Raw genomic sequence first — 16,589 nt, forward strand, 5'->3', positions numbered from 1 at the left:
ACATTCTTCACTTTTTCCCTTGGGAGGGCAAGTACTTTGCGGGTGGAAAGGCTAAGACGATTTGGGTTGGCCATCCCCTGCGAACCCTCATGGAAGGGAAGATTCCTCCGAGAAACCCCAATCCCCGGGTGCTCCTTTTTCTTCCCGGGAGCCGAAGAAACGAAATTGCATCCTTCTTTCCGGTTCTTCGAGGACTTCTCTCCCGGTACGGGGCGTACTTTTCGGAGTACCGCCTGGTCCTTGTTGCAGCCTCTCCATTTCTGCGGTCGTTTCTCGAAAGGGAAAGAGGTTCCCTTCCCGTTGATATCGTGGACTGGGAGGCTTTTTACCCTCTCCTTGGGGATGCGGCTTTAGCCGTTTCTGTTTCCGGAACGGTCACTCTTGAGGTGGCCTTGGGGGGTGTCCCTCAAATCATCGTGTATCGGACCTCCTGGATCACCTTCCTCCTCGGGCAACTGCTCCTTAGGGGTTCATTCGTTGGCCTTCCGAATATCCTCCTCGGGCGAGTGATTGCGCCGGAGCTCATCCAAAGTGCGTTCAATCCTGTAACCCTCTGGAGGACGATGCAGGGTATGCTCTCCGATGCAGAGGCTTTTCGAAGGGCAAGCCTCTGGGCAGAGGAATTGAAGGAGCAATTGGGGGATGGAAGGACCTTTGAGCGAACGGTTGAGGTGGTGTCCCATTACTTGCAGTAATCGCCCCCTTCTCCTTGTGACGGCAAACAGCCCCGGAGAGATCTCGTACTGGCTTGTGCCTTTCCTTGAAGCTCTGGAGATAGCCTCTCCCTCTCTCAGGGTTTGGGTGTTCGCTCCGCCGTGTCAATTTCGCAGCGGGTGGGAAGAGGACGCTCTTTGGAGTTTGCCTCTTGTGGAGAGGGTTTTCAGTCCTCGTGAGACGGTGGCTTTTTGCCTCGGGAGAGGGAGGGTTCGCTTTCCCCCTCGAGGTCTTGTCCTCTTCTTTGGAGGGGATCTCTTGTACGCCCGTCTTCTGAAGCGGCGGAGTCGGTACCCTCTTTGGGTCTACGACGGATACCCTCGCCGCTTGAGGGGGGTTGATCGGTACCTCGCCCGCTTTTTGAGGGATTTCCACGCCATTTCTTTTCCTGAGAAAATCTTCCTCGGGGATCTCCTGCAATCCTTTGTGGACCATCACCCTGAATCCATGGACCTTCCTCCCGGTTCTCCTCGTTTCCTCTTTTTACCCGGAAGTCGCCCCTTTGCGTATCGTTATCTTTTACCCTTTTTCTTGCGTTGTGCAGAGGAACTTGTGGTACGCTTCCCTTCGGGAGTCTTTCTTCTTGCCTTTCCCGGTTTCCTCGAGAGAAGCAAAGTACCCTTCTTGGGGGAACTCACCCGGGTCTTTCTGCCCTTCTTTGGGGAAACCTCTCGTCTCATCGAGGCTGCCGATGTGGTCGTTACCGTTCCCGGATCGAATAACCTTGAGATTTTCTACCGGAGAAAGCGAGGTCTTGTCCTTGTGCCTCTGTGGAGGGAAGGTCTTTCAGAGGTCCCGGTCACGGGGTTTGGGGAGATTTTGGGGAAAATACCTCTTTGGGGTAGAATACTGAAAGAGAAGGTTCTCGAGAGAATGGTTTCCTCCCGGAAGTTCCTGAGCCTTCCCAATCTGGTCTCAGGGCGGGAGGTTCTCCCTGAGCTCAAAGGGGATATCTCGGTGAGTGAGGTCGTAGAGAGAGTGGAAGAGCTTCTTGCAGCCGAACCACCGGATTGGTCTTTCGAGGACTTTCCAAAGGGCGCAGCAGAAAAGCTTGTGGAGCTCGTTTTGGAGGAGCTCTATGAAGGGTAGAGGAAATTTCGCGCGACTTTTGCGGTACCTCCTCCCGTACTGGAAGTACGTTCTTGGAGCATTGCTCCTTGCAGTGCTTGGGGCGCTCCTTAACCTTGCTCTGCCTTGGCTTGTGCAGAATACCATCGACCGGGCCCTCATTGCCAAAGACCTCAGACTTCTTGTTTTCATCGCCCTGGGGGTAATTGGAATTTTCTTCATTAAGGGAGTTGCGTCATACGTGCAGAGTTTCTGGGTATCTCTTGCCGGATTTCGAGTTATCACAAGACTCCGGTCTGAGCTCTACCAGCACCTCCACAACCTCTCGGTGGCCTTCTTCCAGGAGAATCCTCCGGGGGAAATCATCTCCCGAATGACAAACGACATTGCGATCTTGCAGAACTTCTTTTCCAGTGCCTTCGTTACCATGTTCATGGATTTGCTCCTTTTTGTAGGTTCTGTCGTGCTTCTCTTTTTCATTCACTGGAAACTCGCCCTTCTCTCGGTCGTTGTTTTCCCCCTTGTGGGGCTCTGTGTCGATGCCCTTGGTAAAAGGATCCGGAACTTTTCCCACCTCCTCCAGAGCCGGGTTGCCGCTTTGACCTCTCTTGTGGAACGAACGGTAACCGGCATCAAGGTCATCCAGTCGTACGTGAGCGGGCGCTACGAGGTGGAGAAATTCGAGCAGGAGAACGAGATGAACTTCTACCTTGCCATGAAGCAGGCAAAGGCCAAAGCCCTTTTCAACCCCCTTGTGGAACTCGTTGCTTCGTGCGGTGTGACGGCCGTCATCTGGTATGGGGGAAGAGAGGTTATTCGGGGTATTCTCACCCCCGGGGAACTCATCGCCTTTCTGGGATACCTTGCCATTGCCTCCTCCCCGTTGTCCCGATTCTCCTCGGGTTTCCAGCTCCTCCAGCAGGGGCTTGCATCCCTTGAGCGAATTTTTGAATTTTTGGATACTACCTCGAATGTTCCCGATCTTGAGGATGGAATAGAACTCAGGGAGTTCAAGGATTCCATTCGCTTTCGAGATGTTTCCTTCTCGTACCGGGGCGAGAAAATTCTGAAGAACTTCTCCCTGGAGATTCGCAAAGGTGAAAAAATAGGCATTGTCGGCCCGAGTGGAGCCGGAAAAAGCACCATCATCAATCTCCTCCTCCGCTTCTACGACCCCGACTCAGGGAGCATAGAAATCGACGGGGTAGATATCCGCAAGATCAAGCTCTCGTCGCTTCGAAACCTCATCGGGGTGGTGCTCCAGGATGCCCTTGTTCTTGGAGGAACGGTCCGGGAGAACATTCTCTACGGCAACCTCAACGCTTCTGAGGAGGACGTGCTGCGGGCTGCCGTAAAGGCCAAAGCCCACGAATTCATCGTGCAGCTTGAGCATGGTTACGATACCAATGTGGGAGAGGGAGGGTGCTGTCTTTCGGGGGGCCAGAGGCAGCGTATCGCCATTGCCCGGGCCTTTCTCAAGAATCCCCCAATCCTCGTGTTCGACGAAGCAACTTCAAACCTCGATCCCGAGTCGGAACGGTACATTCTGGAAACCATTGCGCAAATCGAAGAGGACAAAACGGTCATCATTGTGGCTCATTCTCTGCGCATGGTGAAAGACCTTGATCGGATTGTTGTCGTTGCCGATGGGGAGGTCCAGGGAGAGGGAACGCACGAAACCCTCCTTCGTTCCCATCCACTGTATCAGGCGCTTTTCGGATTCGAGGACCAGGTTTTCAGGGAAGCCCGGTAGAGTTCGCGGATTTTCCGAAGGATCGGGCGGTACGCCTCGCTCTGGTAATCCGGATACGTATACGGGAAGGGATGGAAATCGCCTTTCTCCCACTTGATGGTCGCCTCGGCGTAGATTCCTTTCCCAATGTACACCCGGTGGGAGAAGTTCTTCGTGGTGGCAAGGACAATTTTTCCTCCGTCAAAGTAACCGGGATCAAGGTTAATACGGCGAGGGTGATTCGCATCGGCGGTTGCTCTCTCAAGTTCGTTGGTGAAGAGTTTGATTTCCGGAAGAGTTCCAGGGTCTATGAGGTCCCGAAAGACAAGGAAAACACGGAGGAGCCGTTCCCCGATGTCCCGGTAGTAGTCGGTGTACGTGAAAGGAATGGGATCGCTCTGCCATTCGATATCGCCAAAACGTGCGACAAGGCTTGGAAGAACAGAGTTGAGAACTTCCCTATCCTCGTAGAGGGTGGCAATGAAGAGCTTCACCGGTTGTGGAGGTCGCACTTCTCCCATGGTTCCACCGTTTCTATTATACCAGGAATGGTACAATAAAGGAGCATACAGAGGAGGTGGTGCACCGTGGCTTTTCGTTTCTCACCGAAGGAAATCCTCACCATGGCCACAGAGCTTGAGAGACGAGGTATTGCCTTCTACGAGGTGTTGGAGAAAAAAACAACTCGGGAGGAAGGAAAGAGAATTTTTCGGTTTTTAGCGGATGAGGAACGGAGGCACCTTGAGATTTTTTCGAAGCTTCTTGAGAATGCTCCGGACACGATTATCGACGAGGACGGAGAAGCCTCCCGGTACCTTGGGGCTATTGTGGAGAGTGGAGTGTTGCATAAGGTTCTCCAGGGGGAGCTAAATCCGGAGGCCTTGGGAATTCTCGAGGCCCTTGATATCGGCATTCAGGTGGAGAAAGAGAGCATTCTGTTCTACCAGGGTTTTCTTCCTTTCGTGGCTTCTGAGAAGAAGAACTGGGTCGAAGAGGTTGTAGCTGAGGAACGACGGCACCTCGTCCAGTTGAGCGCTCTGAAAGAGGAGGTTTCCAGGGGGATGAGCGGAGCATGAGTCGCCGGCGTGTCATCATCCTTGTGGAAAACCAGTACCAGGAGCTTGAGCTCTGGTACCCTCTCCTGCGACTCCAGGAGGAAGGTGTGGAGGCAAAACTTGTGGGTCCCGGGGTTGAGGAAGCTTTCCTTGGTCGCCACGGCTTCCCGGCAAAGGCGGAGATGGTGACATCGTCAGTATCCCCAAGGGATTTCGACGGAGTTATTGTTCCTGGAGGTTTTGCGCCCGACTACCTCCGTCGGCTTCCTGTGGTGACGAATCTCGTGCGGGAGATGTACCAGCAGGGGAAGCTCATCGGAGCTCTTTCCCGGGGTCCATGGGTCCTCATTTCTGCGGACATCGTTCGAGGGAAGCGGGTGGCAGGACTTGTTTCCATTCGGGACGATGTGAACAACGCGGGAGGGGAATTCGTGGACGCTCCGGTGGTGGTTGACGGGAATATCATCACCGCTCGTGGACCGAGTGAGCTACCCCTCTTTATGCGGGAAGTGCTCTCTTTCCTCTGGCGGAGCCGTCCCCGCCTCAACGAGCCCCATCCGGATGGATGGCTTGTTGACGGGTCAGGGAACATTCTTTCCCTTGGACAAATTCTCCGAGGAAAGCCTGCGCTCATTCTCTTTTTCGACTCCAGTTTCAGTCCTCGAGGGGCCAACTTCCTCCCCAAGTACAGCGAGTGGGCGCAAAGGGTTGAAGCCAAAGGCGGTCTCTTCATAGGAATCAGCACCGACAGCATCTTCACCCATCGAGAGTTCCAAAACCGCTTCTCCCTTTCTTTTCCTCTCTACAGCGATGTTTTTCTCGAAGTGACCAAAGCTTTTGGAGTTCTCGGCACCAATGGTCTCGCAGAGTGGGCTGTGTTCCTTGTCGATGCTCATGGGGTGTTGCGTTTTGCCGAGCGTTGTCCAGGGGGCGATATCGAAAACCTTCCTGGCTTCCAGCGGAAATTCGAAAGTATTTTCGGGTAGGAGGTGGCAGTATGTTCCTTGAAGACAAGGATCGCCGGACTCTTGAGGCTTACCTTGCTGCAAATCTCGTGCATCCCGTGACGCTCCGTTTCTTTACTCAGGAGCTTGAGTGTGCGACTTGCCGTGATGTACGAGCCCTGCTTGAGGAAGTTGTTTCTCTTTCTCCTCTCCTTTCTCTTACGGTCCACAATTTCCTTCTTGAAAAGGATAAGGCTTTGACATTCCACATCGATAAAATTCCGGCCTTTACCGTGGAAGGGGAAAAGGATTACGGCATAAGGTTTTTTGGCATTCCCTCAGGATATGAGTTCTCAGGGTTGGTAGAGACCCTCGTTTTTGTCTCGCAGAGGGCGACGGACCTTTCTGAGGATACTAAAGCCTTTCTGAGGACACTCGCCAAAGATGTGCACATTCAAGTTTTTGTCACTCCCACCTGTCCCTTTTGTCCCCAGGCGGTCGTTTTAGGGCATAAGATGGCCTTCGAAAGCGAGCACGTTTCTTCGAGTATGGTAGAAGTCCTTGAATTCCCCCACCTCGCGTACCGCTACGGAGTACGGGCGGTTCCAAAGATTGTCATCAACGAGACGGTGGCCATTGAGGGAGCGGTTCCCGAGGCTTTCTTGGTGCAGAAAATCATAGAAGCACTCTCGTGAGAGGAGGTTATCCTGATGAAGGCAGCGGTGATGAAGGGCTTGCGACGTATCGAAATCGAGGAGCTTCCGGTTCCGATCCCCAAGGAGAACGAAGTCCTCATCCGTATTCGGAGCGTCGGTGTGTGCGGGTCCGATGTCCATTACTTTGTGGAGGGGCGCATCGGGAACTTTGTGGTTCAGCCTCCTTTCATTCTCGGTCACGAGTGTTCAGGAGAGGTCGTGGAAGTGGGAAAGGGGGTCACCCATCTCAAGCCTGGAGACCGGGTGACCATGGAACCCGGTATTCCCTGTGGAAAGTGCGAGTTCTGCCGTTCGGGTAGGTACAACCTCTGCCCTGACGTGGTTTTCTGGGCTACACCTCCTGTGAACGGAACGTTCTGTGAGTACGTCGTTCACCCAGCACATTTTACGTATCCTATTGCTCCGGAGGTGAGCTTTGAAGAAGCAGCCCTCGTTGAGCCCTTTGCGGTGGGGATGTACGCAGTGCACCGGGCTCAGGCCAAACCTGGTGATGTTGCTCTCGTTCTTGGAAGTGGTCCGATTGGCCTTGTGACCATTCAGGCGCTTTCCGTTCGGGGAGTAACGGAGATCATCGCGGTGGACGTTGTGGAGAAGCGCCTTGAAAAGGCGAGGGAACTCGGAGCAAAGCATGTGGTGAACGCGGCCCACATGGATACCCAAGAGGTGGTTCTTTCACTCACTGACGGCAAAGGGGCCGATGTCGTTTTTGAGACCGCAGGGAGTGTCCAAACAGCTCAGCTCACGGTAGAACTTGCCAGAAGAGGTGGTAAGGTCGTCCTTGTTGGTCTTCCCTCGGCGACCCACTTCGACTTTGGTGTCATGAGAATCCTCGATAAGGAGCTCGATGTCCTTGGAGTATTTCGGTACGCGAACATGTACAAGGGTTGTGTGGACCTTCTGAACAGCCGCCGGGTCAACCTCAAGGCCCTCATCACCCACCGTTTTTCCCTTGAAGAAACCCAGGAAGCGCTCCTTTTTGCCCATGAGCATAAGGCGGAGTCCATAAAAGTTGTTGTGAACGTTGGGGATTGACAGTTCGTGTATAATGAAACTGACAGGTGAATACTGAAGGCCGGGGGAGCTCCATAACGCGGGGCTGAGAGGAGAGCGCAAGCTCTCGACCCTTTGAACCTGATCTGGTTAATGCCAGCGTAGGGAGTTGGCTTGGTAATCCAGAGCCATCTGCCGTCCTGGCAGATGGCTCTTTTTTTGGAGGTGGAGACGATGAAGCGACTCATGTACGTGGGGCTTTTTGCGGCTTTGGCAGTGGTAGCTTCAGGCTTCCATATCCCTGTGGGTCCCACCAAAGTCTTTCCCTTCCAGCACGCCATTAATGTCCTTGCAGGAATTACCATCGGTCCATGGTATGGAGCCTTGGCTGCAGGCATTGCGGGAGCGATTCGCATCCTCCTTGGGACGGGAACGGTGTTCGCCTTTCCCGGAGGAATTCCTGGGGTCATATGCGTGGGACTTGCGTACCGTTTCCTTCGAAAAGACCTTGCGGGACTCTTTGAGCCTGTGGGGACTGGTCTTTTCGGAGCAGCACTCAGCGCCTATCTTGTCGCTCCTTTGGTGGGAAAAGAAGGAACGTTTCTCTTTTTCCAGACTGCCTTTTTAGCAAGTAGCATTCCGGGAAGCTTTCTCGGCCTTCTCCTTGTGAAGGCGCTGCGACGGATATCCCATGGTGAGCTCTTCTCGCAAAGGGAGTGTTCGAAGTGTTAGAGGCCCTTCATCCAATACCAAAGGAGAAGCGGTATCTTGCAGGGTTTGATTTCTTCCTTCTTTGGGTTGGTGCTGCAGTAGCGGTGTCGGAAATCTGGGCAGGTGGTATTCTTGCTCCTTTGGGCTTTTTGGGGGGTCTTTCCGCCATTCTCCTTGGGCACCTTGTAGGGAACACCCCCTTTGCCCTTGGGGGAGTGCTCGGAAGTGACTGGGGAGTGCCCGCCATGGTTTCCGTGCGACTCGCCTTTGGAAGGTGGGGTTCGTACCTTGCCTCCTTCCTGAACATCCTGCAGCTTGTTGGCTGGACAGCTGTTATGGTCATTATCTGCGCCCAGGCTGGGGACGGAATCATGCAGGTGCTCTTTGGTTTCTCAAGTTTCCGACTCCTTCTTATCATCGCCGGTGTGGTGAGTACCTTCTGGGCCCTTCTTGAAACTTCCTGGTGGCAGTGGATGCAACGAATTGCCGTGCTCGCTCTTTCGGCTCTCTCTGGGGTTATGACCTTTGTGGCGCTGCGGGGAATCTCGTTCTCGGAACTTCTCAACCTTAGAGGGGACGGTTCTCTCCCGTGGGGGGCCGGGTTTGACCTTGTTGTGGCTATGCCCATTTCCTGGCTTCCCCTTGTGGCGGACTACACGCGATTTGCCCGGAGCACAAAAGGGGCTTTCTGGGGTACATGGTGGGGGTATTTTGTGGCGAGTTCTTGGATGTACGCTGTGGGCCTTGTGAGCTCTCTGACCACGGGACAGAAAGACCCCCTTCCTGCCATGGTGGCCCTCGGTCTTGGTTCTGCGGCCCTTCTCATCGTTCTTTTCTCCACTTTCACTACGACTTTTCTTGATATTTACTCTGCATCGGTTTCTTTCCTCAACGTGTATCCGAAGCTCAAGGGGAAGCTTACTACCGTTCTTTTCGGTGCCTCTGGGACGCTCCTTGCCCTTGTTTTCCCTATGGAACGGTACGAGAGTTTTCTCTTCCTCATCGGTGCAGTATTCACCCCTCTTTTTGGAGTGGTTATTTTCGACTACTTTGTCCTTCGCCGCAGAAAAGTCACCCTCTCAGACTTCTACGAGAAGTGTCCTTCCCTTATCTGGGAAGGGATTGTGTCCTGGATTTTCGGGGTTGGAGTTTACGCCCTCTTTTTGAAATTTCTCCCCGCTTTCGGGGCGTCAATCCCAAGTTTCCTTCTCCCCGGAGGCCTGTACCTTCTTTTGAGGAGGAAAAGGAAATGAACCTCGTAGAAAGGTGCAAAGAGGCTCTCTCCTTGGTGCGGAAAAGGAAACCCCTTGTCCACCACATAACGAACATTGTGGTGGTTAACGACAACGCAAACACCATGCTCTCTCTGGGCGCGCTGCCGGTCATGGCGTTTGCCCGGGAAGAAGTGGAGGAGATGGTTTCCCAGGCTCAGGCTCTCGTGGTGAACCTTGGGACGCTCACGGCTGAGGTTTTAGAGAGTGCTCTCAAAGCGGGGAAAAGGGCAAACGCCTTGGGCATTCCTGTGGTCCTTGACCCGGTCGGTGCTGGGGCAACGCTTTTTCGGAAGGAGAGTTCCCTCTTTTTCCTCGAGCATGTACGTGTTACCATTCTTCGGGGGAACGCGGCAGAGATTCGAGCTCTCCTTGGGCTTTCTTCCCGTATGCGGGGGGTGGAATCGGAAGAGGAAGAAGGGGGCCGCCTGGGACTTGCCCGGGAGGCAGCCCGGAGGTTCTCCACGGTTGCCGCAATTACTGGTCCTGTAGACTATGTAAGCGATGGGGAAAGGGTGGTTGCATTGCACAATGGGCATCCGATGCTCACCAGGGTAACAGGAACAGGCTGCATGGCAACATCACTTTGTGGAGCCTTCGTGGGAGCAGTAGGTGCCCCCTTTTTGGCTGCTCTGGCTGCTTTGGGTTTCCTTGGGGTATGTGCAGAGAAAGCGATTTCCTCCGCAATGGGTCCGGGGAGTTTCCGAGCCAGCCTTTTTGACGCTATGTACAACTTGCAGGAAGACGAGTTCGCCGCGAACCTTCGTCTTGAGGTGCTCTCGTGAAGAGGGATTTCTCGCTGTACGTCATTACCGATCGGAGGATTCAAAAGAGAAAGAATCTCGAGGTGGTGGAGGAGGCCATTGCGGGTGGTGCCTCAGTCATTCAACTCCGGGAAAAGGACCTCTCAACCCGGGAATTCCTCGAGGAAGCCCTTCTCCTTCGGGAGTGCACGAGACGCCATGGAGTGCTCTTTATCGTGAACGATCGAGTGGACATAGCGCTTGCCAGTGGCGCTGACGGGGTGCATCTTGGTCCAGAGGATATGCCTCTTTCTTACGCCCGGCGTATCGCTCCTCACCTCATCATAGGGTACTCGTGCGATACAAAGGAAGAAGCCCAAAAAGCGGAACGCCTGGGAGCTGATTACCTTGGGGTAGGAACGGTTTTTCCCACAACGACGAAAAAGGATGCCGGTCCTCCGATTGGACTTGAGCGACTCCGGGAAATTAAGTCCTCAGTGAAGATTCCTGTTGTAGCCATTGGAGGTATTACCCTTGACAACGTGGAGGATGTGCTTGCAACGGGCGTTGACGGAGTGGCGGTGGTATCGGCCATTGTAGGGGCGCCTTCGGTGAGGGAAGCGGCATCCCTTTTCCGAGAGAAAATCGACAGGTTCCGGAGGAAAAATTATGGAAATTCGTGACCTTGGGGAGTTCGGTGTTATTGCCCGTATTCGCAAACTCTTTCCAGGGATTGGGGACGACTGTGCTGTCCTTCCAGGGCGAGAGGGGTATCTGCTCCTTGCTACTGTTGATAGCCAGGTAGAAGAGACTCATTTTCGGCTATCCCTCATCCCTCCTTTTTCTCTTGGCCGTCGACTCCTTGTTGCCAACTTAAGCGACATTGCCGCAATGGGCGGTATTCCCCGGTACGCCCTCACATCCTTTGTGCTCCGGGAAGACCTCTCTTTTGCCTGGTTTGAGGAGTTCCTCTCGGGTTTGCATGAAGAGGCTCTTCGCTATGGAGTCGAGATTGTTGGGGGAAATCTTGCCCGGACGACAGGTCCGATGGTTCTTGACCTTGTTCTCCTCGGAGAGGTCGAGAAGGATCGACCTCTCCTTCTTCGCTCCAATGCTCGCCCGGGGGATCGGATTTTTGTCACCGGTTACCCGGGAGAGGCAAGGGCAGGTCTTCTCCTTGCGGAGCGGAACGATGCCCGAGGAGAGTACGAATCGCTTCGGGAGAGGTTCCTTGTTCCTTCACCTCGTCTTGAAATTGGTCGGTTTCTGGGGTCCCTTGGGGAACGCGTTGCCCTTATCGATGTGTCCGACGGTCTTCTCCAGGACCTCGGGCATATTCTTGAAGAGAGCAGGGTAGGGGCGGTACTTGAGAGGGAAGCTCTACCTGTGTCTTTGTCCCTTGCCCGATTCTGCGAAGAAGAGCACCTTGACCCTCTTGACTTTGTCCTCCGGGGAGGAGAGGATTTCGAACTCCTTTTTGCCCTCCCCTCCCACCTTGAAGGGGTCATCCTGAGAGAAATTCCAAGGCGTTTTGGGGTTCCTGTCTCAGCGATAGGGGCAATCGTAGCCGAAGATGGGGTATTCTTGAGAGAGGGAAAGGAGCTTCTCTCCCTTACTCCTTGGGGCTTCGACCATTTCATGCGAAGGGAGAAGTGAAAGTGCGCAGAGTACTCACCATTGCAGGTTCCGATTCTGGAGGCGGAGCGGGGATCCAAGCGGATCTCAAGACGTTCTGTGCTTTTGGGGTGTACGGAATGACCGCCATTACTGCGGTGACGGCACAGAACACAAGAGGTGTCGATGCTATCTTTCCCCTTCCTCCCTCGATGGTGGCCCAACAGATAGAGAGTATCATGGTGGACATAGGGGTGGATGCAGCAAAAACCGGGATGCTTTTCAGTGCCTCAATCATTGAGGCGGTTGCGGCTACCCTTCGAAAGTGGCCGGTGGAGAAACTCGTTGTGGACCCTGTCATGGTGGCCAAAAGCGGAGCGCTCCTCCTTGAGAAAGACGCAGTAGAAGCAATGTCCACGGAGCTTTTCCCCCTGGCATACCTTGTCACTCCAAACCTTGAGGAAGCTTCTGTTCTTGCAGGATTTCCGGTGCAGTCCCTTGAGGATATGGAGGAAGCCGCCCGGTGCATCTGGGAAAAAGGCCCCCGGTACGTCCTCGTCAAAGGAGGACACCTCCCTGGAGAGGAGGCAACGGATGTTCTCTTCGATGGGGAACGTTGCATGTACTTTCCCGGTCCCCGTATTGCGACTCTCCATACCCATGGGACAGGGTGCACGTACTCGGCAGCTCTGTGTGCGCTTTTGGCCTTGGGTTACGAGATAAAGGAAGCCGTTGCACGCGCAAAAGAGTACATGACGATTGTTATCACCCACGCTCTGCCCCTTGGGGGAGGGTTTGGTCCGACGAATCATCTTGCTCCTCTCTTCCTGAAAGCTGGTCTTAATCCTCAGGAAGGTGGGCAGTGCTGGTGAAGGTTCGAATTGGTACTTCAGGATGGATGTACGACCACTGGAGGGGTGTTCTGTACCCACCTGAGCTTCCCAAAAAAGACTGGCTTCCTTTTTACGCCCAGATCTTTGATACCGTCGAGGTCAACGCCTCTTTCTACCACCTTCCCAAGGAGGAGACCTTTAAGAGATGGTACCACGAAACCCCTCCCAACTTTCTCTTCGCGGTAAAGGCGAGTAGGTACATCACCCACGTAAAGAAACTCAGGGACGTCTCAGAGGCGTTGCTCCTCTTCTACAGGCGAGTGGAGCTCTTAAAGGAAAAGTGCGGACCCCTCCTCTTTCAGTTTCCTCCTCGCCTTTCCTTCTTCCGGGAAACCATGGAGGCTTTCCTCCGGGAACTTTCCCCATCCTTCCGGTACGTCTTTGAGTTCCGTCATCCGAGTTTCTTCTGCGAAGAGCTCTACGAACTCCTGAGGACTCGTGGTATTGCTCTCTGTTTCGCCGACACCCCCTTTTTCCCTTATGCTGAAGTTACGACAGCTCCATTTGTGTACCTCCGTCTCCATGGTTCCCAGAGTCTCTACACGCACCGCTACAGTGATGAGGAGCTTCTGTCCTGGGCGGAGAAAATCAAGAGGTGGCAGGAAAAACACGACGTGTACTGCTACTTCGATAACGACTATAGGGGATTTGCTGTAGAGAATGCCTTAACGCTTCGGGGAGCACTTGGGCTTTCTAATCCCTCAGGCGGGTTGTGATGGTTTCCACTCCCCTCCTGAGAGTATTCATGATTGTGCAGGCCCGTTCGCCTGCAGTAAGAAGCCGCTCCTTTTCAGAGCGGGTGAGGTTTCCAAGGAATTCGACCTCCATGGTGATGCTCGAGATACGTGAAGGGGCGGAGGCTACTTCTCCCTCAAGGTGAACGATAACCTGCTCCAGGGGGAGGTTTTTGGTTTTGGCGTACGAGAATACCGTTCCTGCAAAACAACTCCCCAAGGCAGCAAGAACGTACTCCGTGGGCCAGTGGCCGATACCGCTTTCGGCACCGCTACTCTTGAAGGGAACAACGTCTTCCCCAATGCGAGCTTCAATTTTCCCCCATTGGGCGATGAGTTCAACGCGAGCCATCTCTATCACCTCGGCTTGAGTATTCCTTTGAGGTACTGTAACATGGAAGGGAAGACTTTTATTTCTGGGAGGATGAAGATGGATACGAAGAAGCTCTGGCGAATCCTCTCTCTTGTGCTCTGCGCTTTGGTTCTTGGAGGTTGTGCCCAAGTGGAGCTTGCCATTCAGGTGAGCCAGGACGCTACCATCCCTCGGGCAAGGATTGCCGTGTACGTTAAGGACTACGCTGTCTTTTCTCAGCTCAAGCAGGCGGCTTCTTCAGAGTACGCAAAACTCCCTCCTGAGGAGCGGGAGTACATACGCTTTCGAGCAGATGATACCTCCTTACCCTATCGTCTTATCTGGGAATGGCGCTTTCCGGACGAAGAAAAAGCCCGAGCCTTTACCGAGCAGTTCCTTGGGAAATCGGCTCGGCTCTACAGGGACCAGGATCTTGTCATTCTCGAGGCTCATCTCCGGGGAGAAGAGCTTGAGAGCGCCTTGCAGTCTCTTGGGGCGGACAAGGTAAGACCTTTCCTTGGGTCTATTACCCTGGTTCTCAAGGCGTACATGCCGGGAGAGATTTTAAGCTATGTTGATGGGTCTCTCGAAAAGAACAACGTATGGAAGAGGGAGCTCAACCTTGGCCAGATTTACCGAGAAAAGCCAACCATTGATATTGAGGTTGTTGCCCGGGGAGGAGAAGCTTCTCCATGACTCCAAGGGAAAGGGTTCTCAAGGCTTTGGCTTTTGAAGAGGCAGATTTTGTGCCCTACCAAGTTGACTTTACCATTCCGGCACGGGAGAAGGTGGCTGCCTATCTTGGGGACGTGAACTTTGTGGAGAAAATCGGGAATCATCTTGCCTATGTGAAAGCCTTGCCTCCCTCCGGGACTGTGGAAGTTGCGCCGGGTTTCGTCCGGGATGAATGGGGTGTCGTGTGGAATCGTACCATTGATCCGGACATTGGGAATCCTACCCCTCTTCTTTCTCGTCCTACCCTCGTAGGGTACCGGTTTCCGGACCCTACTGATCCCTCTCGCTACGGACATATCCCTTCTTTTGTGGAATCGCACCCAGATCAATTTAAGCTCCTTCGGGAGACGTATACCCTCTTTGAGCGGGCCTGGAGCCTACGCGGTATGGAGGAGTTCCTAAGCGACATGCTCATGAACGAAGATTTCGCAGAAGACCTCCTCGACCACATCACCGCGTTCCACCTGACAGTCATCGATCGGGCGCTCGAGCTTGGCCTTGATGGGGTGCTTTTCGGAGACGACTGGGGATGGCAGGGTGGGCTTATCATGGGTCCCAGGCTCTGGCGCAAGTACATAAAACCCCGTCTTGCAGAGATGATTGCTCTGGTCCGGAAAAAGGGTAAAAAGGCGTTCCTCCACTGCTGTGGGAAAGTCCAGGAGATTTTCCCGGATCTTGCGGAAATTGGCCTCCACGTGTTCAATCCCTTTCAACCTGAGGTTATGGACATTTTCGCTCTGAAGGAGGAGTACTACGGGAGGCTCGCTTTCTGGGGTGGCATCAGTATTCAAAGGCTTCTCCCTTTTGGAACGCCTGTGGAAGTTCAAGAAGAGGTGCGACACATTCTTAAGGAACTTGGGAAAGGCGGAGGCTATATTGCTGCTCCGTCTCATGCCCTTCCCAAGGACATTCCCTGCGAGAACATCATCACCCTCCTTGAGGTCCTCACGAATCAGGGAAAAGTCGAGCAATTTCCTGAGCAAAGTCCCAGGGAATAGAGTACGTGTCAGTGAAGTGGAGATTTTGCGCTCCGGGCCGGATGATGGAAGTTTCTACGGTGAGGATTCCCTCGCTTTCCCCGGAACGAGAGAGCCTTACGAGTTTTTGGGTTACCACCCGTTGCACCGGGTTTTCTTTCTCCCCCCAAATCTCGCAAACTAAAGCGTTTCCTTTCGTGTAGGCAAGAATCACCACATTTTGCGAGGGAAAGCGAAAACGCAGGTCCTTGCTTCCATAGCTCACAGCGGCATCAAGCCCCGGAGGAACGTAGCTTGTGGTGGGGGAGTACCCTGAGTGGGGATGGCGCTCGAGGATCTCGGCTTCCGTGGCGAGAAGGGCGTTGTAGAGAGTTGAGGAAACTTGGCACACGCCTCCACCGTATCCTGGAACGAGACGACCGTTGGAGAAGACCTGGGTTTTCCGGTACCCATCTTCCTTTTCTGCCCTGCCGACCACCGCATTGAAGGAGAACGCTGTTCCCTTTGGGAGGAAGAATCCAGAGATGGAGGAAGCAGCTTTTTCGATATTGAAGATAACGTCTTCTTCTCGTCCCTCAAGGGAAGTTTCGAAGGAGGAGAGAAGAACGCTGATACCCCGTTCCTCAAGCACCGCTTTGGTGTCCCTTTCTGGGGGAATGGGGTCAAAGGTGTCGAGGGCAATTGTGTCTTTCCATGCAGCAAGGGTCTTCTCGAGAGCTTCCAGGGTTTTTTCGTGGTTCAACCTCCTTCCTTCCTTTGCTCGTATGAAGCGGTCTCCATTCCAAGAAGCGTCTTGAGGGGCAAGGAAAGTTTTGCTCTCCAGGTCCTGCAGGAAGGCCGCAATCTTTCTTTTGTCCCACTCAACGAGGAGGGTAACCGGTTTGCCCTTGAGGGCCATGCGTCTCATGGCTTTCAGATTCCAGCGAATGCCCAGGGATTCCTTAGGAACCTCGAAAGCCTTTCCGTCGACAACAATCGTGAGAGGATTGTCCTTCCAGCGTTTCTCAAGGGTCTGGAGAAACGCAGTGAGGTCCCTTCTTGCTACCGTGAACTCCTCTTCCCCAAGGCGCAGAGCAATTGTCCCCCTTGAGGAGGTGAGGTACACCCCAAGGGGGACAAGAAGAAGTACAAGGAGGAAGACCTTTTTCACTCCTTCTCCCCCTCAGAACCTGTGTCTGAGGGAGTTGGTGTAGGAGCCCCTAAGGCCTCCGAAATGGTGATGGTGCCCTTCTTGCGGAGCTCGGCGAGGAGGTGTTCAGTTTTGACCCTCTTCTGTTCCTCAAGAAGGTACTGGCGAATGTTCTCTTTAACTTCTTCAAAAGGCTTGGTTTCTCTTGGCT

At 53.8% G+C, this 16,589-nt stretch carries 20 protein-coding genes and 1 riboswitch; of the genes, 16 read left to right on the forward strand and 4 right to left on the reverse strand.

Going from position 1 to position 16,589, the window contains the following annotated elements:
* The 3 genes from H5U36_03800 to H5U36_03810 form a co-directional block, all read left to right on the forward strand.
* Nucleotides 1–695 (forward strand): hypothetical protein (locus H5U36_03800; GenBank protein ID MBC7217288.1); only part of this gene is annotated, 695 nt, incomplete at its 5' end.
* Complete coding sequence (locus H5U36_03805; protein MBC7217289.1) at nucleotides 643–1,803, forward strand: hypothetical protein; 1,161 nt, start codon at nucleotides 643–645, stop codon at nucleotides 1,801–1,803. The genes H5U36_03800 and H5U36_03805, both read left to right, overlap by 53 nt.
* Entirely contained in the window at nucleotides 1,793–3,535 is a 1,743-nt protein-coding gene (locus tag H5U36_03810; protein MBC7217290.1) for an ABC transporter ATP-binding protein, read from the forward strand. The genes H5U36_03805 and H5U36_03810 overlap by 11 nt, the downstream gene beginning before the upstream one ends.
* On the opposite strand, the gene H5U36_03815 is transcribed toward H5U36_03810, so the two are convergent.
* Nucleotides 3,487–4,035 carry a DUF4416 family protein gene (locus tag H5U36_03815; protein ID MBC7217291.1) on the reverse strand — a complete coding sequence of 183 codons (549 nt, stop codon included), beginning with the start codon at nucleotides 4,033–4,035 and terminating at the stop codon, nucleotides 3,487–3,489. The two genes, H5U36_03810 and H5U36_03815, sit on opposite strands and share 49 nt — an antisense overlap.
* A 66-nt stretch (nucleotides 4,036–4,101) precedes the next feature.
* On the opposite strand from H5U36_03815, the gene H5U36_03820 reads away from it, so the two are divergent.
* From H5U36_03820 to H5U36_03870, 11 genes are all read left to right on the forward strand, one after another.
* Nucleotides 4,102–4,590, forward strand: a complete 489-nt coding sequence (locus H5U36_03820) for a ferritin family protein (protein ID MBC7217292.1) — start codon at nucleotides 4,102–4,104, stop codon at nucleotides 4,588–4,590.
* A complete protein-coding gene (locus tag H5U36_03825; GenBank protein ID MBC7217293.1) occupies nucleotides 4,587–5,555 on the forward strand; it encodes a DJ-1/PfpI/YhbO family deglycase/protease in 969 nt (322 codons plus the stop codon). The genes H5U36_03820 and H5U36_03825 overlap by 4 nt, the downstream gene beginning before the upstream one ends.
* Before the next feature lie 11 nt (nucleotides 5,556–5,566).
* Nucleotides 5,567–6,208, forward strand: a complete 642-nt coding sequence (locus tag H5U36_03830) for a thioredoxin family protein (protein ID MBC7217294.1) — start codon at nucleotides 5,567–5,569, stop codon at nucleotides 6,206–6,208.
* A 15-nt stretch (nucleotides 6,209–6,223) separates the two neighbouring features.
* The gene (locus H5U36_03835) at nucleotides 6,224–7,261 is read left to right on the forward strand and encodes an NAD(P)-dependent alcohol dehydrogenase (protein ID MBC7217295.1); all 1,038 of its coding nucleotides are present in this window, start codon (nucleotides 6,224–6,226) and stop codon (nucleotides 7,259–7,261) included.
* Between the two features lie 32 nt (nucleotides 7,262–7,293).
* Nucleotides 7,294–7,404: riboswitch (TPP riboswitch) on the forward strand.
* Nucleotides 7,405–7,426: 22 nt separating this feature from the next.
* Nucleotides 7,427–7,951 carry an energy coupling factor transporter S component ThiW gene (gene thiW / locus H5U36_03840; GenBank protein ID MBC7217296.1) on the forward strand — a complete coding sequence of 175 codons (525 nt, stop codon included), beginning with the start codon at nucleotides 7,427–7,429 and terminating at the stop codon, nucleotides 7,949–7,951.
* Nucleotides 7,945–9,183 (forward strand): putative hydroxymethylpyrimidine transporter CytX, encoded by a 1,239-nt coding sequence (cytX, locus tag H5U36_03845; protein ID MBC7217297.1) that lies wholly within the window; start codon nucleotides 7,945–7,947, stop codon nucleotides 9,181–9,183. The genes thiW and cytX overlap by 7 nt, the downstream gene beginning before the upstream one ends.
* Nucleotides 9,180–9,986: a hydroxyethylthiazole kinase gene (gene thiM / locus H5U36_03850; GenBank protein MBC7217298.1), complete on the forward strand. Its 807-nt coding sequence runs from the start codon at nucleotides 9,180–9,182 to the stop codon at nucleotides 9,984–9,986. The genes cytX and thiM overlap by 4 nt, the downstream gene beginning before the upstream one ends.
* On the forward strand, nucleotides 9,983–10,627 hold the full coding sequence (gene thiE / locus H5U36_03855) for a thiamine phosphate synthase (GenBank protein MBC7217299.1): 645 nt from the start codon (nucleotides 9,983–9,985) through the stop codon (nucleotides 10,625–10,627). Before thiM ends, thiE begins: the two co-directional genes overlap by 4 nt.
* Nucleotides 10,614–11,600, forward strand: coding sequence for a thiamine-phosphate kinase (gene thiL, locus H5U36_03860; GenBank protein ID MBC7217300.1), 987 nt, complete (start codon nucleotides 10,614–10,616; stop codon nucleotides 11,598–11,600). The genes thiE and thiL overlap by 14 nt, the downstream gene beginning before the upstream one ends.
* 2 nt (nucleotides 11,601–11,602) lie before the next feature.
* Nucleotides 11,603–12,430, forward strand: a complete 828-nt coding sequence (gene thiD / locus H5U36_03865; GenBank protein MBC7217301.1) for a bifunctional hydroxymethylpyrimidine kinase/phosphomethylpyrimidine kinase — start codon at nucleotides 11,603–11,605, stop codon at nucleotides 12,428–12,430.
* Nucleotides 12,421–13,167 (forward strand): DUF72 domain-containing protein, encoded by a 747-nt coding sequence (locus H5U36_03870; protein ID MBC7217302.1) that lies wholly within the window; start codon nucleotides 12,421–12,423, stop codon nucleotides 13,165–13,167. Before thiD ends, H5U36_03870 begins: the two co-directional genes overlap by 10 nt.
* Here the strand turns inward: H5U36_03870 and H5U36_03875 are convergent.
* Nucleotides 13,145–13,537: an OsmC family protein gene (locus tag H5U36_03875; protein MBC7217303.1), complete on the reverse strand. Its 393-nt coding sequence runs from the start codon at nucleotides 13,535–13,537 to the stop codon at nucleotides 13,145–13,147. The two genes, H5U36_03870 and H5U36_03875, sit on opposite strands and share 23 nt — an antisense overlap.
* Before the next feature lie 78 nt (nucleotides 13,538–13,615).
* Between H5U36_03875 and H5U36_03880 the strand changes: the two genes are divergently transcribed.
* Both H5U36_03880 and H5U36_03885 read left to right on the forward strand, forming a co-directional pair.
* Entirely contained in the window at nucleotides 13,616–14,233 is a 618-nt protein-coding gene (locus H5U36_03880) for a hypothetical protein (GenBank protein ID MBC7217304.1), read from the forward strand.
* Nucleotides 14,230–15,270, forward strand: coding sequence for a hypothetical protein (locus tag H5U36_03885; protein MBC7217305.1), 1,041 nt, complete (start codon nucleotides 14,230–14,232; stop codon nucleotides 15,268–15,270). Before H5U36_03880 ends, H5U36_03885 begins: the two co-directional genes overlap by 4 nt.
* On the opposite strand, the gene H5U36_03890 is transcribed toward H5U36_03885, so the two are convergent.
* Together H5U36_03890 and H5U36_03895 are read right to left on the reverse strand one after the other, a co-directional pair.
* Nucleotides 15,218–16,399, reverse strand: a complete 1,182-nt coding sequence (locus H5U36_03890; protein MBC7217306.1) for a VanW family protein — start codon at nucleotides 16,397–16,399, stop codon at nucleotides 15,218–15,220. The two genes, H5U36_03885 and H5U36_03890, sit on opposite strands and share 53 nt — an antisense overlap.
* A partial coding sequence (locus H5U36_03895; protein ID MBC7217307.1) for a hypothetical protein occupies nucleotides 16,396–16,589 on the reverse strand: 194 nt, incomplete at its 5' end. The genes H5U36_03890 and H5U36_03895, both read right to left, overlap by 4 nt.

Source organism: Candidatus Caldatribacterium sp., assembly GCA_014359405.1.
Classification (GTDB): Bacteria; Atribacterota; Atribacteria; order Atribacterales; family Caldatribacteriaceae; genus Caldatribacterium; species Caldatribacterium oleiphilum.